At 61.4% G+C, this 19,051-nt stretch carries 16 protein-coding genes; 7 read left to right on the top strand and 9 right to left on the bottom strand.

Features of this window, described 5'->3' with window-relative positions; translation table 11 throughout:
* Positions 1 to 16: 16 nt before the first annotated feature.
* The 9 genes from QM672_RS04800 to QM672_RS04760 all read right to left on the bottom strand — a co-directional run bounded on the left by QM672_RS04800 (position 17) and on the right by QM672_RS04760 (position 10,487).
* Entirely contained in the window at positions 17 to 904 is an 888-nt protein-coding gene (locus QM672_RS04800; protein WP_415080963.1) for an ABC transporter permease, read from the bottom strand.
* 67 nt (positions 905 to 971) lie between these two features.
* Positions 972 to 2,471: a sugar ABC transporter ATP-binding protein gene (locus QM672_RS04795; RefSeq protein ID WP_415080961.1), complete on the bottom strand. Its 1,500-nt coding sequence runs from the start codon at positions 2,469 to 2,471 to the stop codon at positions 972 to 974.
* A gap of 76 nt (positions 2,472 to 2,547) precedes the next feature.
* On the bottom strand, positions 2,548 to 3,492 hold the full coding sequence (locus QM672_RS04790; protein ID WP_367624756.1) for a substrate-binding domain-containing protein: 945 nt from the start codon (positions 3,490 to 3,492) through the stop codon (positions 2,548 to 2,550).
* A 566-nt stretch (positions 3,493 to 4,058) separates the two neighbouring features.
* Positions 4,059 to 5,003, bottom strand: a complete 945-nt coding sequence (locus QM672_RS04785; RefSeq protein ID WP_415080958.1) for a carbohydrate kinase family protein — start codon at positions 5,001 to 5,003, stop codon at positions 4,059 to 4,061.
* Positions 5,004 to 5,056: 53 nt separating this feature from the next.
* The gene (locus QM672_RS04780) at positions 5,057 to 6,079 is read right to left on the bottom strand and encodes an ABC transporter permease (RefSeq protein ID WP_415081144.1); all 1,023 of its coding nucleotides are present in this window, start codon (positions 6,077 to 6,079) and stop codon (positions 5,057 to 5,059) included.
* 5 nt (positions 6,080 to 6,084) lie between these two features.
* Entirely contained in the window at positions 6,085 to 7,650 is a 1,566-nt protein-coding gene (locus QM672_RS04775) for a sugar ABC transporter ATP-binding protein (protein ID WP_415080956.1), read from the bottom strand.
* Between the two features lie 185 nt (positions 7,651 to 7,835).
* Positions 7,836 to 8,834, bottom strand: coding sequence for an autoinducer 2 ABC transporter substrate-binding protein (locus tag QM672_RS04770; RefSeq protein WP_311937013.1), 999 nt, complete (start codon positions 8,832 to 8,834; stop codon positions 7,836 to 7,838).
* A 91-nt stretch (positions 8,835 to 8,925) separates the two neighbouring features.
* Positions 8,926 to 9,915 (bottom strand): ABC transporter permease, encoded by a 990-nt coding sequence (locus tag QM672_RS04765; protein ID WP_415080954.1) that lies wholly within the window; start codon positions 9,913 to 9,915, stop codon positions 8,926 to 8,928.
* A 116-nt stretch (positions 9,916 to 10,031) separates the two neighbouring features.
* Positions 10,032 to 10,487: an RpiB/LacA/LacB family sugar-phosphate isomerase gene (locus tag QM672_RS04760; protein WP_149250112.1), complete on the bottom strand. Its 456-nt coding sequence runs from the start codon at positions 10,485 to 10,487 to the stop codon at positions 10,032 to 10,034.
* Between the two features lie 178 nt (positions 10,488 to 10,665).
* On the opposite strand from QM672_RS04760, the gene QM672_RS04755 reads away from it, so the two are divergent.
* From QM672_RS04755 to QM672_RS04725, 7 genes are all read left to right on the top strand, one after another.
* Complete coding sequence (locus QM672_RS04755) at positions 10,666 to 12,144, top strand: sugar ABC transporter ATP-binding protein (protein WP_149250113.1); 1,479 nt, start codon at positions 10,666 to 10,668, stop codon at positions 12,142 to 12,144.
* 43 nt (positions 12,145 to 12,187) lie between these two features.
* On the top strand, positions 12,188 to 13,192 hold the full coding sequence (locus QM672_RS04750) for an ABC transporter permease (protein WP_394311538.1): 1,005 nt from the start codon (positions 12,188 to 12,190) through the stop codon (positions 13,190 to 13,192).
* Positions 13,193 to 13,274: 82 nt separating this feature from the next.
* Positions 13,275 to 14,267 (top strand): substrate-binding domain-containing protein, encoded by a 993-nt coding sequence (locus tag QM672_RS04745; protein ID WP_415080951.1) that lies wholly within the window; start codon positions 13,275 to 13,277, stop codon positions 14,265 to 14,267.
* Positions 14,268 to 14,324: 57 nt separating this feature from the next.
* A complete protein-coding gene (locus QM672_RS04740; protein ID WP_415080949.1) occupies positions 14,325 to 15,098 on the top strand; it encodes an SDR family oxidoreductase in 774 nt (257 codons plus the stop codon).
* Between the two features lie 33 nt (positions 15,099 to 15,131).
* Entirely contained in the window at positions 15,132 to 16,124 is a 993-nt protein-coding gene (locus QM672_RS04735) for a dihydroxyacetone kinase subunit DhaK (RefSeq protein ID WP_415080947.1), read from the top strand.
* Between the two features lie 12 nt (positions 16,125 to 16,136).
* Positions 16,137 to 16,778: a dihydroxyacetone kinase subunit DhaL gene (gene dhaL / locus QM672_RS04730; protein WP_415080945.1), complete on the top strand. Its 642-nt coding sequence runs from the start codon at positions 16,137 to 16,139 to the stop codon at positions 16,776 to 16,778.
* Between the two features lie 142 nt (positions 16,779 to 16,920).
* Positions 16,921 to 19,032 (top strand): bifunctional sugar-binding transcriptional regulator/dihydroxyacetone kinase subunit DhaK, encoded by a 2,112-nt coding sequence (locus tag QM672_RS04725; protein ID WP_415080943.1) that lies wholly within the window; start codon positions 16,921 to 16,923, stop codon positions 19,030 to 19,032.
* Positions 19,033 to 19,051: the final 19 nt, after the last annotated feature.

Genomic DNA, 19,051 nt, shown 5'->3' with positions numbered 1-19,051 from the left:
CTTCAATCATGTCCGTTCAAGCTGCTTCGCCGCGCAGATAGCGACGAGAGATGGCATCAAAGGAGATTGCCAGCACGACGATCGCACCCGAGACAATGCCCTGCCAGTAGGGCGATACGCCAAACAGGACGATGATATTTTCGATGATGGCAATGATACCGGCGCCGAGAATGGCTCCGATCGGGCTGCCCACGCCGCCCGTGGTGGCGACGCCGCCGATCACGCACGCCGCGATGGGGGCCAGCACCCAGGTATCGCCGATGGATGGCTGGGCCGTTCCCAGGCGCGCCACCATGAGGACACCCGCCAGCGCCGCGAGAGCGCCGGCCGCCACGAACACGATCAGACGGACGAGGTCGACACGGATCCCGAGCATGCGCGCGGCGCCCCGGTTGTTGCCGATCGCATACATGTAGCGGCCGAACGGTGTTTTCACCATGACGAAGGTGGCGACGAGGAGGGCGCCGATCATCGCCACGAAGGGAACAGGCACACCGAACAGGTCGCCGCGGCCCAGATATTGGATCTGCTGCGGAATACCGGTGATGGCCACGCCGCGCGTCAGGACCAGATTCGCGCCGCCATAAATGCCTGCTGTGCCGATCGTCAGGACGAGCGAGTGCAGCCGCAAGCCGGTGACAAGCAGCCCGTTGGCAAACCCCAGGGTCGCGCCGAGGGCGATGGCGAGCAGCATTGCCGTATAGGGCTCGATGCCGAACTTCATCATCAGGACACCGGAGGCGATCCCGCAGAGGCCGCCTATCACGCCCAGCGACAGGTCGAGTTCGCCCAGCACCATCAGCATGGACTGCGCGATGGTGATGAGCCCGACGAAGGCGATGCCGCGTGCTACGACGGACATGTTGTAGGAGGTCAGGAAATAAGGTGAAACGATCGCCGACAAGGCGAAGATGACCGCAAGGGCCGCAAGGACTCCCGCGAGCGGATCGCGCAGGACCGTGGCAAGTGATTTAGGCGACATCGGCGTTCATCTCGGTTCCAAATATGGCGCCCACCAGCGTTTCCGTGGCCGTGTCGGCCGTGACGTATTGGCCGGTCAGGCGCCCGTTATGCATGGTTATGATGCGGCTGGCACATTTGCGCAGTTCGGCGATCTCGGACGAAATGAGGATGACGCCGACGCCTTCCTCGGCCAGCCTCTTCATGATCCGGTAGATTTCCGTCTTGGTGCGAATGTCGATGCCCTTGGTCGGCTCATCGAAAATCAGGATCTGCGGCCGCGTGGCCAAAGCGCGACCGATGATCGCCTTTTGCTGATTGCCGCCCGACAGATGCGAGATACGCTTGCCCATGCCGGCGGTGCGGATGCCGTACTCGTCGATGATGGTCTGGACCGCGCTGCGCTCTCGCTTCTGGCTGATGCCCAAGGGGCCGACGGTGAGCGGCAGGATGGAGATGCCGATATTCTCGCGCAGCGAAAGTTGCGGGAATATGCCGTGAAGCTTGCGCTCCTCGGACAGATAGAGCATGCCGGCCTCGACCGAGCGGGACGTATCGTTGAGCTGCCAGTCCTTACCCGCAACCATGACCTTGCCGGCGGTCGCCTTGCGATAGCCGAAGATGGTTTGCATGATTTCGGAGCGCCCTGCCCCGACAAGGCCGGCGAACCCAAGGATTTCGCCGCGGCGAAGATCGAATGAAATATCGCTGAAGCGCGGACCGGTCAGGCCCCTGACTTCCATGATCGTAGCGGTCGCGTTGCCCGCAGGATGGAAATGCTCGTCCAGCGCCACATGACGACCGGACATGGCGCGTATGAGATCCGGCTCCGAAATATCGGCGATCTGTCCGCTCTCGATCTTCTCGCCATTGCGCAGAACCGTATAGTCGTCGCCGATGGCAAAAACCTCATCCATCTTGTGGCTGATGAAGATAATCGCGTGGTTGCGATCGAGGAAGCCGCGCATGACCTTGAAGACACGCTCGACTTCGACGCCGGTAAGCGCGGAGGTCGGCTCATCGAGGATGAGCACCTTCATATTCTTGTTCGTGGAAGCGCGTGCGATCTGGAGCAGTTGCTGATCCGAGACCGAAATATTGGCCACGAGATCCTGGGGGCGGGCCTCGATGCCGAAACGGTCGAGATAGGCCTGCGCCTCCGCCATCAGGGCGCGACGGTTGAACAGCATGCCACCGTGGCCCGTGCGGTTCAGGGGCATGAAGAGGTTCTCAGCAACGCTCATCTGGGGAAACAGCGTGAGTTCCTGAGGCACATAGGCGATATTTCGATAAAGGGAGGGCTCTTCGGTGGGATCGCCGCCATCGATCCTGATGGTCCCCCGCGAGGGAAGCTCCGTGCCGGTGAGAATCTTGACCAGGGTCGACTTGCCGGCCCCGTTCTCGCCGGCCAGGATATGAGTGCGCCCGAGCTCGACCTTGAGATCGACCCCATTGAGCGCAGTCACGCCGGGAAAGTCCCTGCCCAGTCCGGTGGTTTCAAGATAGGCCATGGACCAAGTCTTTCACTGTGGACGAATAAGGCGCGGGCCAAGGAACCCGCGCCTGTTTACTACTTGCGAAAGATGCTCAGCCGCCCACATTCTGCTTGGTCAGGAAGGCGTTGCCGGTGTCGATGAAATCGGGAACGGGCGCTCCGGTCGCCTTTGCCCACAACATCATCACAGACCAGTAACCCTGCAGTTCAGGCTGGGACGCCGATGAACTCTCCGCGACGCCATTGCGGATCATATCGAGCATTTCCGGCAGGTTATCGAGGCCGACAAGCGTGACCTTGCCCTGCTTGCCAGCTTCGACGATGGCCTGGCCGATGCCGATCGGCCCCGCGGCATCGGAGGCAACCCAGCCCTTGAGATCGGGATGCGCCTGCATGATGGCGGCGGCCTGCTGCTGAGCGGTCTGGATGCTGTCGTTGTCGATCCCTTCGGCCACAACCTTGATGCCGGGATTTTCGGCAAACACCTTGCGATGGCAATCAGCCCGGATCGCATGGTTGGGCGCGGTCGGCACGCCCATCATGATGGCGACTTCGCCCTTGCCGCCGAGAAGTTCGACGAGGCGGCGCGAAGCAATCTTGGCCTGTTCGCAGAAATCCGATCCGATATGGGTGATCGACATGCCCTCGGGCGGCACGGAATCGAACAGGACGAGCGGGATCTTCTGGCCCTGGGCTTCTTCCAGCGAAGCGCGGTTGCCCGAAGGATCCAGAAGATCGATCGCCAGGCCATCGGGATGCGTGGCGAGCGCGCTGTCCAGGATCTGGTTCTGTTGCACGACATCCGCGGACTGGGGAGCGGAATAGACGATTTCGACATTGGCGCCCGTTTGCGCCTTCAGTGCCGCCGCAGCCTGCTGGGCACCCTGATTTACCTTGTCGAACCAGGGATGGACGACCTTCGGCACGATGACAAAGCGATAGCTGTCCTTCTTGACGGTACCGGGCGCGCTTTGAGCCAGGGCTGTAGCGGGCAGAGCAAAAGCGGCACATGCGATCAGCGTCGCGAGCTTATTCATGGAGTCCTCCCTCTATGGTCGACAGGCAGAACAAGTCCGCCTGCAGCGTACCGGCTGACTGCAGTCAGTTCCGGCCGCCTTCGGCAATCGATACACATGTATTTTCATTTTTACAAGAGTTATAGGAGCGCATGGATAGAGGCATCCGCGGGAGCCATCGGGCGCCTCACGGCCGGGGGCCGGGTCTTTGAATTGCAGGATCTGGAGAAGGATCGTCTGGCTCGATCGGCGGCCTTGCGGCGGCGTTTGACGTCTCCCTGGCCGCACTGGCATGCCGTGGGGCGGGCACGAAGCGCCGGGCAACGGCCCCTGATCAAGTCGAACGCAGGATGGGGCGAAGCCGTTTCGATCACGCAGGCCGCTGACCAGAGCGGCGCGGAACTATATCCCCTCGCCTGCGCAGCAGGCGCGAGGCCGACGGTCTGCAGATCCTGGATCGCAGAGATCCAAGCCTCGCGGCCAGCCTTTCGGCAAACGTGCCTCCTCTGCCGAACGAAGCGCGTCGTTGCCCGAGGCTGCCGCCCGCCTTTGGGTCATGAGGGCCGGATTTGCGGGACGCTTCCGGTTCAGTGCTTGATCGGCACGGTATTCATGAAGGCCAACGTATCATCGAACGAGCGAATGCCTGCGTCGGAGCCGAGACCCGTCGCCACCAGTGCCGCCGATGCCTGGGCAAAATTCAAAGCGGTCTTCAGATCCATCCTGCGATGCAGGGCCGTGATGAAACCCGCATCGAAAGCATCGCCGCATCCGGTCGTGTCCACCACCTCGATCTGGAAGGCCGGCTGGCGAACGATCTCGCCGTGAGCGTCCATGAAGCACACGCCATCGCCGCCGAGCGTGAATACGCAATGTTTCACGCCGCGATCGAGGAAGAACCGGCCCGCACTCTCGATATCGGACGTGCCGGAGATCTGCCGCGCTTCCTCGATGGAGGGCATGAAATAGTCGATATAGGGAAACAGGGGCGCAATAAGATCGAGCGTGCCGTCATTGGCCCCGAGCAGGTCGAACGTTGTCGTCCGCCCACGCGCCTTTGCCTCGGCCAGCAATTTGCGGCTCGGCTCTCCGTCGAGTCTGGCCAACAATCCGGTACCACCCAGGTGGATGATCGCCGGAGCCAGCACCGCATCTAGGGCGCTTTCGGCAACCTCGAAGTGATCGGAGGCCCCTCGGGCATGGAGCGCCGGCCGGTCGCCATTGCGCCGGATATTCAAGATGGTCGACGATGTCGGCACACCTGTCAGGCGCTGCATCTGAGCCGTATCGACGCCGAAGCGCTGAAGAGTTGCAAGAACGAAATCTGCCTTCTCGTCGTCGCCCACGGCACCGACTGCAAGGCAATTCAGCCCAAGTTTTGCAAGATCCACCACCGTTCCACCGGCGGTGCCTGCAACGGTCAGCCTGATTTCGTCGATGAACTCCACATTGCCGCCGGCTGGAATGGCATCGACCGGGCGTCCGAGCACGTCGAGAATATAAAGCCCAATGACCGACACGTCGTGAGACATGGAAACCTCATCAAATAAGACACATGATTGGCTGGCGGCGCTGCAGGCGCCTGCTAGCTACGATTGCGCAAGGCGAAAATGGTGCCCGCGATCAGGATGAAGATGCCGACGATGGCCAGTTGTAGCGTGCTTGGAATACCCACGAAGATCAGCACGTTGCTGACCAGCGTTATCAGGAGCACGCCAAGCAGCGTCCCGATCACCGATCCGGAGCCGCCCGTGATGCGGGCGCCACCCAGAACGACGGCCGCGATGATTTCAAGCTCCATGCCGGCCAGATCGAACGGATTGGCGAGGCGATTGCTCGAAACGTGGATCACACCGGCAATGCCGGCGAGCAGCCCGGCATAGGCAAACACGAACACCCGCACGCGAAACAGATTGATGCCAAGACGTTCGGCAATCGCAGAATTGCCGCCGATGGCGAAGATGGCGCGGCCCATCAGCGTGCGCTCCAGGATGTACCATGTGACGAGAGCGGCTACGGCCAGCACCAGAACGGTCGCGGGCAACACGGACACAACGCCATTCGAGGCGCGATGGGTGAACAGCGAGGCCTTGCCGAAAGCATCCATCGCGGCCGGGATGTTCATGAACAGGGCGGTCCCGATGAAGGTCAGCAGGAAACTGCGGATGACATATTGCGTGCCGATCGTGACGATCAGCGACGGGGCCTGGAGTTTTTGCACGAGCAGCCCGTTTACGATTCCAAAGGCCGCGCCGCCGAGGGCCGCAAGGATCAGGATGACCATCATCGGCATGCCCGGGAACCAGTTCGTGACGACCATGGTCAGGACATACATCACGAAGGCGGCAATCGCCGTGAACGACACGTCGATGCCCCCGGACGCCAGCACGACCAGCACCCCCATCGCAAACAGCCCGCGCACCACCGACGCACGCAATATGTCGACGATATTGCTCATCTGGAGGAAGTCGGGATTGGCGGCGATCACGACCAAGCAGGTCGCAATCGTCAGCGCCAAGGTGAAGAGCTCGGGCCGGCGCCCCATCAAGTCCCACCCGCGGAGCAGGAAGCCGCGGCGCCGGGGGTCGGCAGCGGTCGGCGATGCCATCTCGGTCATTGCGCGATCTCCTTCGACGTGCCGGCCATGGATTGATAGATCGCGTCTTCCGTCAGCCCTTCGGCCTTGTGCGCGGCCACGATGCCGCCGTGGCGCATGACGAGAATGCGGTCGCAGTTCTGCAGAAGCTCCGGCAAATCATCGCTGATGATGACTGCCATGCCTTCATCGGCCAGGCGCTGGATGATCCGGAAGATCGTGTCTTTCGACCCCACATCCACGCCGACGGTCGGCCCGTGCAGGATGAGCAGTTTCGGGTTGATGGTGAGCCACCGCCCGATGAGCACCCTTTGCTGGTTGCCGCCGGAAAGGGACTGAACCGGAACCGCCACGTCCGGCGCGACGATCTGCAGGTCGGCGACGCTGGCTTCCGCGGTGCGACGAGCACTGCGGGAACTGACGATGCCGAGCGCATTGCGCAGACGATCCAGGATCGGCAGCGTTATGTTGTCCTGGATCGACTTTTCAAGGAACAAGCCCTCGGTAAGGCGATCCTCGGGCACATAGCCAATGCCGTTTTGTATGGCTTGCAGCGTCGATTGAGGCGCGATCGTCTTGCCGGCCAGGCGTATCTTGCCGCCAATCGCCGGCTTCACGCCGGCCAGCGCCAGAGCCAGCTCGTTGCGGCCGGAATCCAGCAACCCCGTGACGCCCAATATCTCGCCCTTTCTCACGCTCAGCGAGATGTTTCGAAAAGCCCGGCCATCCTCGAGATTCTCGACTTGGAGCAGGACATCGCCAAGTTTCGGGTCGGTGCGATAGCGTGTCTCGCCGATCTCGCGGCCCGTCATCCACCGGCTGAATTCAGCCTTGCTGTGATCGGCGACATCGAGTTCGGCGACCTTCAGCCCGTCGCGCATGATGATTGCGCGGCCCCCGAGCAATTTGCACTCGTCGAGCTTATGCGTGACGAACAAAACCGCGACGCCCTTGGCGCGCAGCCGCTCGACAACGCCCAGCAGATTTTCGACTTCCTGGCGCGTAAGGGATGTCGTCGGCTCGTCCATGATGACCAGGCGCGCTTCGGAGGCGACGGCGCGGGCAATGGCGATCAACTGGCGCGTCGCAAGCGGCAGCGTGTCCGTGCGGCGGGTGAGAAAATCGCTGTTGGTCGGAAGATGCACTTCCGCCAGGGCCCGGCGCGCCGTTTCATGCAGCGCCGTGACATTCAGCCTGCGGACCAGACGCCCCGACGCCTCGACGAGCTGCTCGGTAAACGCGACGTTCTCGGCAACAGAAAGGTTGGGGAGGAGCGACAGGTCCTGATAGACCGTCTCGATGCCGGCCCGCAGCGCCCCGATCGCGCCCAGATCGCCGGCCCGGCTTCCGGTCGACTGGCCGTCGATCAGAATTTGCCCCTCATCGGCAGGCTGGGCGCCGGAAAGGATCTTGATCAGCGTGCTCTTGCCGCAGCCATTCTCCCCCATCAGGTGATAGATCTGCCCCGCGTGGATCGTGAGGCTGACATCCTTCAGCGCCACGACGCCGCCGAAGGACTTCCGGACGTTTCTGACCTCGAGAAACGGCGGCACAGAGTGCGGCGTGGGATCGGTCGCGTGCATGGCAAATTCCTATAGCGTTTTGCGATTTGATTGAATCGCTTCAAATCGCAAAGACGCGTCGAACCAAAGAGTTAGAGCAAACAAGCGTTCACACCTGAACGCGCCTTGCTCTAGAACTCCCCGACGCGCCTTCCGGCGCGGGATCGATGCCCGGCGGAAGACGCATCGGCGAGCGATGCTCGTTGTCAGAACGGGAACTTCTTGTAGTTGGACTTGTCGACATCCACCCAAGCCTGGCCCTGCATGATGATGCCCTTGCCCGGTCCCTTGATGACGGTCATCTTTTCGTAGCCCGGCACGCCGAGATTGACCCCGTCCTTGATCTCTTCGCCCTTCAAGACCATCTCGGAGACCTTGTTCATGACGTAGCCGGCATCCTTGGGATCCCAGAAGAAGATCTGGTTGACGGCGCCGCTTTCCAGATAAGGTCCGGTATCCTTGGGAAGGCCGAGGCCGTAGACGCAGACCTTGCCCTGAAGCCCAGCTTCTTCCACGGCGCGGCCGATACCGATCACGTCAATGGCAGAGGAGCCCTGGAAGCCCTTGATGTCCGGATATTTGCGCAGGATCTCCTTGGCCTTTTCATAGGCGCGATTGGCGTCGTTGAAGGATTCGTTCTTGGCGGCAACCAGTTCCATGCCCGGATATTTCTTGGCGTTTTCCGCGCCGGCATCGACCCACTGGTTATGCGTCAAGCTGCCCAGCGAGCCGACGAACGACGTCCATTTGCCCGACTTGCCCATGCAGGCGGAGAGCTTTTCGTTGATACGCGCACCGAAGGCCTTGTTGTCGAAGGCTTCGATGTCGACATCGGTATTCTTGAGGCTGTCCCCCTCATGGGTGATGACCTTGATCCCACGCTGAGAGGCTCGGCGAAGCACGCCTTCGAGTGCCGACGGGTCCATCGGAACAACCGCGATCGCCGATACTTTCTTGGCGACGAGATCTTCGATGATGCGGGCCTGCTGCGCCGCGTCTGCCTTGGCGGGGCCGATCTGGCTGGCGCTTAAGCTTGGGTTGTCCTTGCCGAACGCATCCACGCCTTCATTCATGCGGATGAACCAGTTTTCGCCGGTGACCTTGACCACCGTCACGATGGATGGCTTGTCCTGGGCGAACGAAGCCCCAGCCATCAACACGCCTGCCAGCATCGTACAAGCTGCCAGTTTGGTAATTTTGCTCATAGTTTCCTCCATTTTAAGCAAAATCGTCTTCTAGGATCGGCATTGCCGGTTCTATGGGATCTTGATGGTGCCGAGCCGATCGCGAACCGGGCTATCGTCGCTTCGGCTTGAGCCAGACGCCCAGGTGCACCCGCGAAAAGGCCAGGAGGGCCAACAGCAGGACGCCCCAGGCAAGGTCGCGGAAGAAATTCGAAATGTTCATGAAGTTGAACAGGCTCGAGAGAATCTGCAGCGCCGTCGCAGCCAGCAGCACACAGACCACCTTGCCGTATCCGCCTTCGGGCTTAACGCCGGCCAGAACGGCAATCAGAATGGCGATCAGCACATAAGAGCCACCATAATCCCATTTCACCGAGGAATTGCGGGCCGCGATAATGACCCCGGCAACGGAAGACAACACACCGCATAGAGTATAGGTAACAAGCAGCATACGCTTTTCATTGATGCCGCCATACCGTGCTGCCTTGGAATTACTTCCCAGCATCATGAGTTTCATGCCGAAGGGCGTGTATTTCAAAAGAAATGCCAGTCCGGCTGCGATCGCCAGAAACAGCGCAAAGCACACGGGAATACCGAATACCGGCATGTTGCCGAAGTCATCCAGCGGTTCGATAAAGCCCATGGTGATCGCGGAGCCATTGGTCAGGAACACCGCAATGCCGGTAAACAGGAGCTGCGTCCCCAGTGTCGCGATCAGGGGCGTCAGCCGCGCATAGGCGATCACGCTTCCGTTTACGAAGCCGCCGACCAGGCCCACGAGAAGCGCCAGACCGGTGAAACTCCAGAAAAACAGGGTCGGCGCGTCATCGGCGACGATGAAGTGGCTCGTCACCAGAAAGGCGGCGATACCGGCAAGGTTCGCCAAAGCGATACCCGACAGATCGATACCACCATTGCCCGAGATCATGGCCAGCATGACGCCGAGTGCCAGAAGGCCGAGTTCGGGAACCTGCGACGCCATGGATTGCAGATTGTAGCTGTCGATGAAACTGGAGCCCGCCAACAGAGCTCCGGCGGCGAGCACCGCGCAATTGATCAACAGCAGAAAAGGCGCCTGCCGGTTCAGGCTATATGACGACACTTTTTCCTCCCGTTTCCGAAGGCTGCGTTTTTCCGGCGAGGCCGGCCAGGTCCGCCGGCGGGGCAGCTTCTTTGTCGGTTGCGCAAGAGTTCATTGCCGCGCTCCATCGTTCAGCCTCAAGCATCGGATGCATTTGCCTTGCCTGCATCCAAACGATCGATCGCTTTGACGTTGTCCGCCGACGGCCCGTTTGGATCGAAGCTGGATGCGAGGAAAACGTCGACGATGGCTTTAGCCAGTTCCGGACCGATCACACGGGCGCCCATGGCAATGATCTGAGCATTGTTGGACCTTGCGGCTCTTTCCGCTGAATAGGTGTCATGGGTCAGGGCGGCGCGGATACCTGGCACTTTGTTCGCCGAAATCGACACGCCGATTCCGGTGCCGCAGAACAACAGCCCCCGATCATATTCGCCGTTGACCACGCTTTCGGCGAGGACCTTCGAGATGTCGGCGTAGTAGCCCGGCCGGCTCAGATCGGTAACCGTGATGTCACCCCTACCGGCCAGATGATGCGCGATGACATCAAGCAGGGGCTTTCCTGCGCCGTCCGCGCCAAGAGCAATCTTCATTGTGGTTCCCTCCCAAGGCAAGCCGGCTGCCCGACGGCCATGGTTCTTGTTCGTTTTTGCAGTTCTTGACATTTGTCGATCCTTATTTGACAATTGTCAATATCGACGCTCGAGCTTGGCTCTCGTGACGTCGACGTGCCCGCCGGCCAGGCGGCGTGCGCATAGGAGGAGAGGAAGCGTGGATCTCTTGCTTGAGGTGGAAGGGCTCAAAAAGTCCTTCGGCGGCGTTGCTGCTTTGCGAAATGGCGCCTTCAAGCTCCATGCGGGTTCCGTCCATGCCTTGTGCGGCGGCAACGGCGCGGGCAAGTCCACCTTCCTGAAGATCCTGATGGGGCTGCATCGCAGAGACGCCGGCTCGATCCGCCGCCGCGGCAAGGCCGTGGAGTTCTCCAGTCCGGCCGAAGCGCTTGCCTCCGGCATTGCCATCATCGAACAGGAGCTCAGCCCGGTTCCCCACATGACGGCGGCCGAGAACATCTTCCTGGGGCGCGAACCGTCGGCACGCTTCGGCGGCATCGATTTCCGCAAGATGAACCGGGAGGCCCAGGCGCTGTTCGACCAGCTCGGCTTCAACATCCGTGCCAGCCAATACATGATGAATCTCTCGGTGGCGCAGATGCAGCTCGTGGAGATCGCCAAGGCACTCAGTCACGATGCCGAGGTCATCTTCATGGACGAGCCGACCTCCGCCATCGGCGAGAAGGAAGCTCAGCATCTGTTCTCGGCCATCGAGCGACTCAAGGCCGCCGGCAAGGGGGTCGTCTATGTCTCCCACCGATTGTCGGAAATCTTCCAGATCGCCGACTCCTACACCGTCTTCCGGGACGGCAGTTATGTCGGCAGCGGCGCCTTGGCCGATATCAACCGTCCCGAGCTGATCCGCATGATCGTCGGCCGGGAGCTCGGGGAGGAATATGTCAAGACCAACATCCCCGCGGAGACGGTAAGCTTCGAGGTCAACGGCCTCTCGGCTCCCGGCAAGATCGACGACATTTCATTTTCCGTGCGACGGGGTGAGATCTTCGGCATTTACGGTCTGATGGGGTCGGGGCGTACGGAGATCTTCGACTGCCTGTTTGGCCTGGACAAGCCGACGGCCGGCAGCATCACTTTGGACGGCCAGCCACTGGCCATTTCCCGTCCCGCCGATGCCATGCGCGCAGGCATCGCGCTCGTCACCGAAGACCGCAAGCTCACCGGCCTCAATCTCTCCGACAGCGTGCGCAACAACATCTGTCTGGCGAGCCTGCCGGAGCTGAGTCCGGGTTTCACCATGCAGCGCCGGCAGGAACGGGCCGCCTCGGCAGACATGATCGCGCGTTTCGGCATCAAGGCTGCGCGCGATACCATGCCGGTTTCCGGCCTGTCGGGTGGCAACCAGCAAAAAGTCGTGCTCGGCAAGTGGTTCTTGCGCCAGCCCAAGCTTCTCCTGCTGGACGAACCCACGCGCGGCGTCGATGTCGGCGCCAAGCGCGAGATCTACCGCATCATCTGCGACTTCGCGGCAGCAGGCGGCACGGTCGTGATGATCTCATCCGAAATAGACGAGGTGCTCGGCATGTCCGACCGCATCCTGGTGATGCGGCAGGGACGGTCCGCCGGGATCCAACGGCGTGAAGAAACCGACGCGCAGTCACTCGTGCATCTGTCCACCTGAGACCGGCGCCCTGGCATATGCCCGGCACAAAAAGGAAATCCACGTGTCCGCTAACCAGAATCCTTCCACCAGCATCTGGCCCGGCAGGGAGCATCGTCGGCTCATCATCCAGGAATACGGCATCTTCATCGCCTTCTTGCTGCTTGCCTTGGTCCTTTCGGTCTCCAACCAGTACTTTCTCACCGCGGGCAACATCTCCAACGTATTGCTGCAGACGGCCATCAACGGCGTGCTGGCGGTGGGTATGACGTTCGTCATCCTGACGCGAGGGATCGATCTGTCCGTCGGATCGGTGGCGGCGCTTACGGGCATCATTGCCGCCAGCTTCGCCACCACCTCGTCGACGGCGGGCCTGCCGGGCGCGCCTTATCCGTTCTATCTCGCATTGGCGGCGGGCCTTCTCGTCGGTATCGCCTGCGGCGCCGTGGCCGGTATCATCGTCTCGCGCTTTGCCGTCCCCGCCTTCGTGGCCACGCTCGGCATGCTTTCGGCAGCGCGGGGCCTGACGCTCATCTATGGTGGGGGCCGGCCCGTGCCCGCTCTCACGCCTGAATTCCGCTGGATCGGCACCGGCAGCCTGTTCGGCATTCCTGCGCCGGTCGTCCTGCTCGCCGTGGTGTTCGCCCTGTCCTGGTGGGTGCTGAACCGTACGCGCTTCGGCCGCTACATCTATGCCGTGGGCGGCAACCCGCATGCCGCCAAGACGTCGGGCATCAACGTTGCCCGCATCCGTTTCAGCGTCTACGTCATCTCCGGCGGACTTTCAGGCCTGGCGGGCATGATGCTGGCGGCCCGCACCGGTTCCGCCTTGCCGCAAGCCGGCATCGCCTACGAGCTCGATGCCATCGCCGCCGTGGTGATCGGCGGCACCAGCCTGTCCGGCGGTGTCGGCCGTATCACCGGCACACTGATCGGCGCCCTGATCATCGGCGTGATGAACAACGGCCTCGATCTGATGGGCATCCAATCCTACTACCAGCAGGTCCTCAAGGGCGCCCTGATCGTCGGTGCCGTGATGCTGGATCAGAAGAGAAACCAGGGCGAGTAAGCCCGTGCCATCCGGACGCTCGCGCCCGCGATCCAGAACCGCGTGCCGTCATGGCTGCGGCAATTTTCGGAGGAGAACGACCATGAGGAAACTGCTTGTCGCCCTGGCCGCGGCCACGGCGTTGCTGGTGACGCCTGCCCTGGCGCAGGACAAGAAGATCAAGATCGGGGCGGCCCCCTACGGCCTCAACGCCGAGTTCATGCAGATCTGGACAGCGGCGCTGAAGGAACATCCTGCCGTCAAGAATGGGGAGGTGGAGCTGACCGTGTTCGACGGGCGCTACGATGCGCTCGTGCAGCAGGAACAGTTCAACACGATGATCACGCAGAAATTCGACGCGATCATCTTCGTGCCCATCGACATCGAGGCCGGCGCCACTGCCGTCCAGGCCGCGCATGACGCCGGCATTCCCGTCGTCGGCTCGAACACACGCGTCCACTCCGACCTGCTGGCGTCCTATGTCGGCTCCGACGACACGGTCTCGGGCTATCTGGAGGCCAAGAGCGTGCTCGACAAGATCGGCTGCAAGGGCAATGTCGTGATCATCGAAGGCCCGATCGGCCAGTCGGCGCAGATCTCCCGTCTCGAGGGCAACAAGAAGGCTCTTGCGGAATGCCCGAATGTGAAGGTCATCGAAGACCAGACGGCCAACTGGTCACGCGCCGAAGCGCAGACGCTGATGGAAAACTGGCTGACGGCACACCCGGGCCAGATCAACGGCGTCATCGGCCAGAATGACGAGATGGCGCTCGGCGCGATCGAAGCCATCAAGGCGGCCAAGCTGAACGTCAAGGATTTTGCCATTGCCGGCATCGACGGTGTCACCGATGCGCTCCATGCGGTCAAGCAGGGCACGATGACCTCGATCCTGCAGGACGCCCGCGCTCAGGCGCAGGGAGCGTTGGACCTTGCCATCTTCCAGGCTAGGAAGGGCAACTACAAGCCGCAATCCGATATCTGGGCCCAGTATCCCAGCATGCCGTTCAACGACGGTAAGGCCAAGGAATACAACGTGCCGTGGACTCCCGTCACCGCCGACAATGTCGACAAGCTGCTCGCTGCCCGCAGCAAGTGATTCTTCCGCGCGGGGTAGCGTTTCACCCCGCGCCTCCTACCGCCAGGACCCATCGACATGACCGATATCGCGCCTCAGATCGACCTGACCTTCCCCCTCTCCGGCAAGGTCGCCCTCGTCACCGGAGCCGCCTCCGGCATCGGTGCTGCCGTTGCAACCGCCTTCGTCACCAAGGGTGCCCGGGTCGCCGTTCTCGACATCAACGCCGAACTTGCCGCCGCGAAGGCGGCCGAGCTTGGGAATGGCGCGCACGCATTCGCGTGTGATGTCACCGATCCTGCATCCGTCAACGCCGCGATCGCGGGTACGAAGGCTGCTTTTGGCGGCATCGACATTTCGGTCAACAGCGCCGGGGTCGTGTTCTTGGCTCCGGCCGAGGATCTGTCGCTGGACCACTGGACCAGGACGATCGACATCAATCTCAAGGGCAGCTTCCTGGTCACGCAGGCTGTCGGCCGGGAAATGATCGGCGCCGGCAAGGGCGGCAGGATCATCAACCTCGCTTCGCAGGCCGGCACTGTCGCCATCGAGGAGCATGTGGCCTATTGCGCCTCGAAATTCGGCGTGATCGGCATGTCCAAGACCTTTGCGGCCGAATGGGGCAAATACGGCATCACCGTCAACACGCTTTCTCCCACCATCGTACTCACCGAACTGGGCAAGAAGGCCTGGGCGGGAGAAAAGGGCGACGCCGCCAAAAAACGCATTCCCGCCGGCCGGTTCGCCTTTCCCGAGGAAATCGCGGCCGCTGCCGTCTTCCTCGCTTCCGCCGGTGCGGACATGATCAACGGCGCCGATCTGCTGATCGATGGCGGCTACACCATCCTTTGAGCCGAAGCGCTCCAGGAACCCATAGGAGAAATCATGCAGCGTTTCGTCAACAATCCCGACGAAGTCGTCGAAGACACGGTGAAGGGTTTCGTCAAGGCCCATTCCGATATTGTTCGCCTCGCCGACAATCCCCGTGTCATCGCCGCCAGGGATGCCCCTCAGGCCGGCAAGGTGGGTGTCATCACGGGTGGCGGTTCCGGCCACGAGCCGGCCTTCATCGGCTATACCGGCAAGAACATGCTCGATGCCGTGGCTGTCGGCGAGCTGTTCTCCTCCCCCACGGCCAAAAGCTTCCATGACGCCATCCGCGAAGCCGATGGCGGTAAAGGTGTCGTCGTGCTCTACGGCAATTACGCCGGCGACAACATGAACGTGAAGATGGCGATCAAGCTTGCCGCCAAGGATGGCATCGAAGTGGCGACCGTGGTCGCCAACGACGATGTCTGCTCGGCGCCCCAAGACGAGCGCGAAAAACGCCGGGGCGTTGCTGGCGAAATCTTCATGTGGAAGGTTGGCGGCGCCAAGGCGGCAAAGGGCGCCTCGCTCGAAGACGTCCGTGCCACCGCGCAAAGGGCGATCGACAATTGCCGCTCGATCGGCGTGGGCCTCGGTCCATGTACCTTGCCTGCTGTCGGCCATCCGAATTTCGAGATCGCTCCGGGCACGATGGAGGTCGGCATTGGCCATCACGGCGAGCCGGGCGTCCGCGTGGAGCCGCTTAAATCCGCGGCCGAGATCGCCCGCGACATGTGCGGGATCGTTCTCGACGACCATGATCTTTCCGAAGGTACCGAAGTCGCCGTACTGGTTTCCGGCCTCGGCGCGACACCGCTCAACGAACTCTACATCCTGAACGATACGATCGAATCCGAGATCGTCAAACGCGGCCTGAAAATCCATCGCACCTATATCGGCAATTACTTCACCTCTCTGGAAATGATCGGCGCAACCCTGACGGTCATGGCTCTTGACGACGAACTGAAGGAACTGCTCGATACGGACGTGCGCTGCACTGCAATCTTGTAGAGAGAACGCCCCATGCAAACCCTGAACAATGCGGAAGCCGGCAATATCGTTTTGGCCATGGCAGAACGCATTATCGAAAATCGGGCCTATCTCAGCGAAATCGACGGCAAGATCGGCGACGGCGATCACGGCGTCAACATGGCCAAAGGCTTCAACCTGGCTGCCGAACGGCTCAAGGGCAAGAACGCGTCCCTTTCAGGCTCGCTCGATACGCTCGGCACCGTCCTGATGACCGAAATCGGCGGCTCGATGGGGCCGCTCTATGGCGTCATGTTTACGGAATTCGCCGAAAAGATCGACGGTGTCGACGCCATCGATGCCACCGCCTTCAGCCGCATGCTGCATGCGGGCCTCGAAGGCATTCAATCCATCGGCTCCGCCAAGGTAGGCGACAAGACGCTTCTCGACACGTTCGTTCCTGCCCTTGCCGCGTTCGACGATGCGAACACGGCCGGCAGATCCTTTGCCGAAGCTCTGGATGCGCTCGTCGAAGCCGCGGAAAAGGGGCGAGATTCCACAATAGATCTGGTCGCCAGGATCGGACGCGCCAGCCGTCTGGGCGAACGTTCCCGCGGGGTCTTGGACGCCGGGGCAACCTCCTGTGCCATCATTCTCAAGGAATTGTCACTCCGCGCCCGCGAGCAGCTGCAATAAGGGACAGCCGATTTGCGCAACATGGCGGCCCCACTTTATGCTTGGAAAGTTGGGCCGCCTTTTGTTGTGAATTTTCGCAAGACGAGACAAAGGCATTGTCCTGCAAGCCTTCCCGACCGACGCAGGAGCGATGGCAAACAAGATGGCGCCGAGTAATAAAACCGCTCTGGCCAAGCCCGGTCAGGCGGAATTGGCCGATGTCATACCGCTGCGTTATGGCGACGATCCCTATGTGTGGGCCTGCTGGCTCTATTACGAGGACGGGCGCACACAGGGCGATATCGCCGAGATAATGGGAATCTCGCGCGCAACGGTCAACAGCTACCTTGCCGAAGCGCGCAGCCGTGGAATTGTCAGCATTTCCATCGAACCTTCGCGGCTGGGCTCGCTGATAATCGCACAGGAGCTGAAACAGCATTTCGGATTGACCGACTGCCTCGTCGTGCCCAACGATGATGGATCGCGAACCCTGATCGACCGCCTTGGAGCCGCCGGCGCGCAAGCCGTTGCGAAGCTGCTGAAATCCGGCGATACGGTTGCCGTCGCATGGGGGCGCACCGTCCTGTCCATTGCCCAAAACCTGCATATCGCCAATCTGCAGGATGTGACGGTCGTCCAGGCCACCGGCGGCACTCGGGCCGGTTTCGCCTACACGCCGGAGCTATGCGCGGCAGCGCTCGCCAAAGCCACGAATGCCCATCTCATCAACATCACCGCGCCGGCCATCGTGTCGAATGCGCAGGTCAAATCGGCTTTCTTGGACGAACCGGTCATTGCCGAGCAATTCCAAGCGCTGACCCGGGCCAACAAGGCACTTTTCGGCATTTCGTCCCTTCGGCCGAATTCGACGATCCATACCAGCGGATTCTTCGAGGACGTCTCGATACAGGATTATCTGGCCAGAAATGCAGTCGGCGTGATTGCAGGCCGTTTCATCGACTCCCATGGCCACCCCGTTTCCGGTCCCCTGGACGACAGAACCATCGGCATTTCGCTCGATCGGCTGCGGGATAGCGACATGCGCGTTGCGGTTGCCGGCGGTTTCGACAAGGTGCCGGCAATTCTGGCGGCGCTGAGAGGCGGCTATGTCAGCGTGTTGATCACCGATGCGGCGACCGGGCGTGGCATCCTCAACGCCGATGGCGTAGCGCAGATCCACAACAAGCCGGCCCAACGCTTGCGGCAGGAATCCGAGGCTGCCCCGCCCAGCTACAATCGCACCCACATCAAGAAATTTCTCAACAACCCCGATGACGTTGTCGATGAAATGCTTGACGGGGTGGTCAAGGCGCATGCCGCTCATATCGCACCGATCAACGGCTCGAAGCGTGCCTTGGTTGCACGCAATGGTCCGCGTAAGGGCAAGGTCGGCCTGGTCATCGGCGGTGGCTCCGGCCACGAACCCTGCTTTCTCGGTTATGTCGGCAAGGGGCTGGCCGACGCGGTAGCGATCGGCAACATCTTCTCCTCGCCTCCCCCTGTTCCAATCTTCGAATGCGCAAAGGCTGCCTCAGGCGGAGCCGGCGTCCTTTTCGTCTACGGCAATTATGTCGGCGACGTGATGAACTTCGAAATGGCGGCCGAGCTGGCGCAGGAGGCGAACATCCCCACGCGCACGGTGCTGACGACTGACGATATCTCCTCCTCACCGGTAGAGGATCGCGACGGACGGCGCGGCGTGGCGGGCAATTTCTTTGTCTTCAAGATCGCCGGCGCCGCCTGCGATCGCGGGCTGTCGCTCGACGAATGCGAGGCCATTGCACGCAAGGCCAACAGGCGCACCTATACGATGGGCGTCGCACTGGAACCCTGTTCCTTGCCGCAAACCCGCCGGCACAACTTCGAGATCGGCCCTGACGAGATGGAAATCGGCATGGGCATTCATGGCGAACGAGGCGTCATCCGCGAGAAGATGATGCAAGCCGATGAAATCGTCGACCGCATCATGGACAGGGTCTTTTCCGAGATGACGGCCGGCCCGGGCGACCAGGTGGCGGTTCTTGTCAATTCGTTCGGCTCGACCCCCCTGATGGAGCTCTACATTCTGTTCAAGCGCGTGGAAGAGCGCCTCAGCGCCAAGCGGATTGTCATCGTGGCAAACTGGGTCGGCCATTACTGCACGTCGCTCGACATGAACGGTGCATCCATATCCATCCTGCACCTGGATCAGGAACTATCCGATCTCCTGTCGCATCCCTGCGATACGGCCTTTCTTCGGATCACCGAAAAAGGGCCGCTACCTGCGGCCCAATGAGAATTCCACGCTGTTCGGG

Source organism: Labrys sp. (in: a-proteobacteria) (genome assembly GCF_047605565.1).
Classification (GTDB): Bacteria; Pseudomonadota; Alphaproteobacteria; order Rhizobiales; family Labraceae; genus Labrys; species Labrys neptuniae.
The sequence above is the reverse complement of the archived record's forward strand: the minus strand, read 5'-3'. Positions and strand labels throughout refer to the sequence as shown.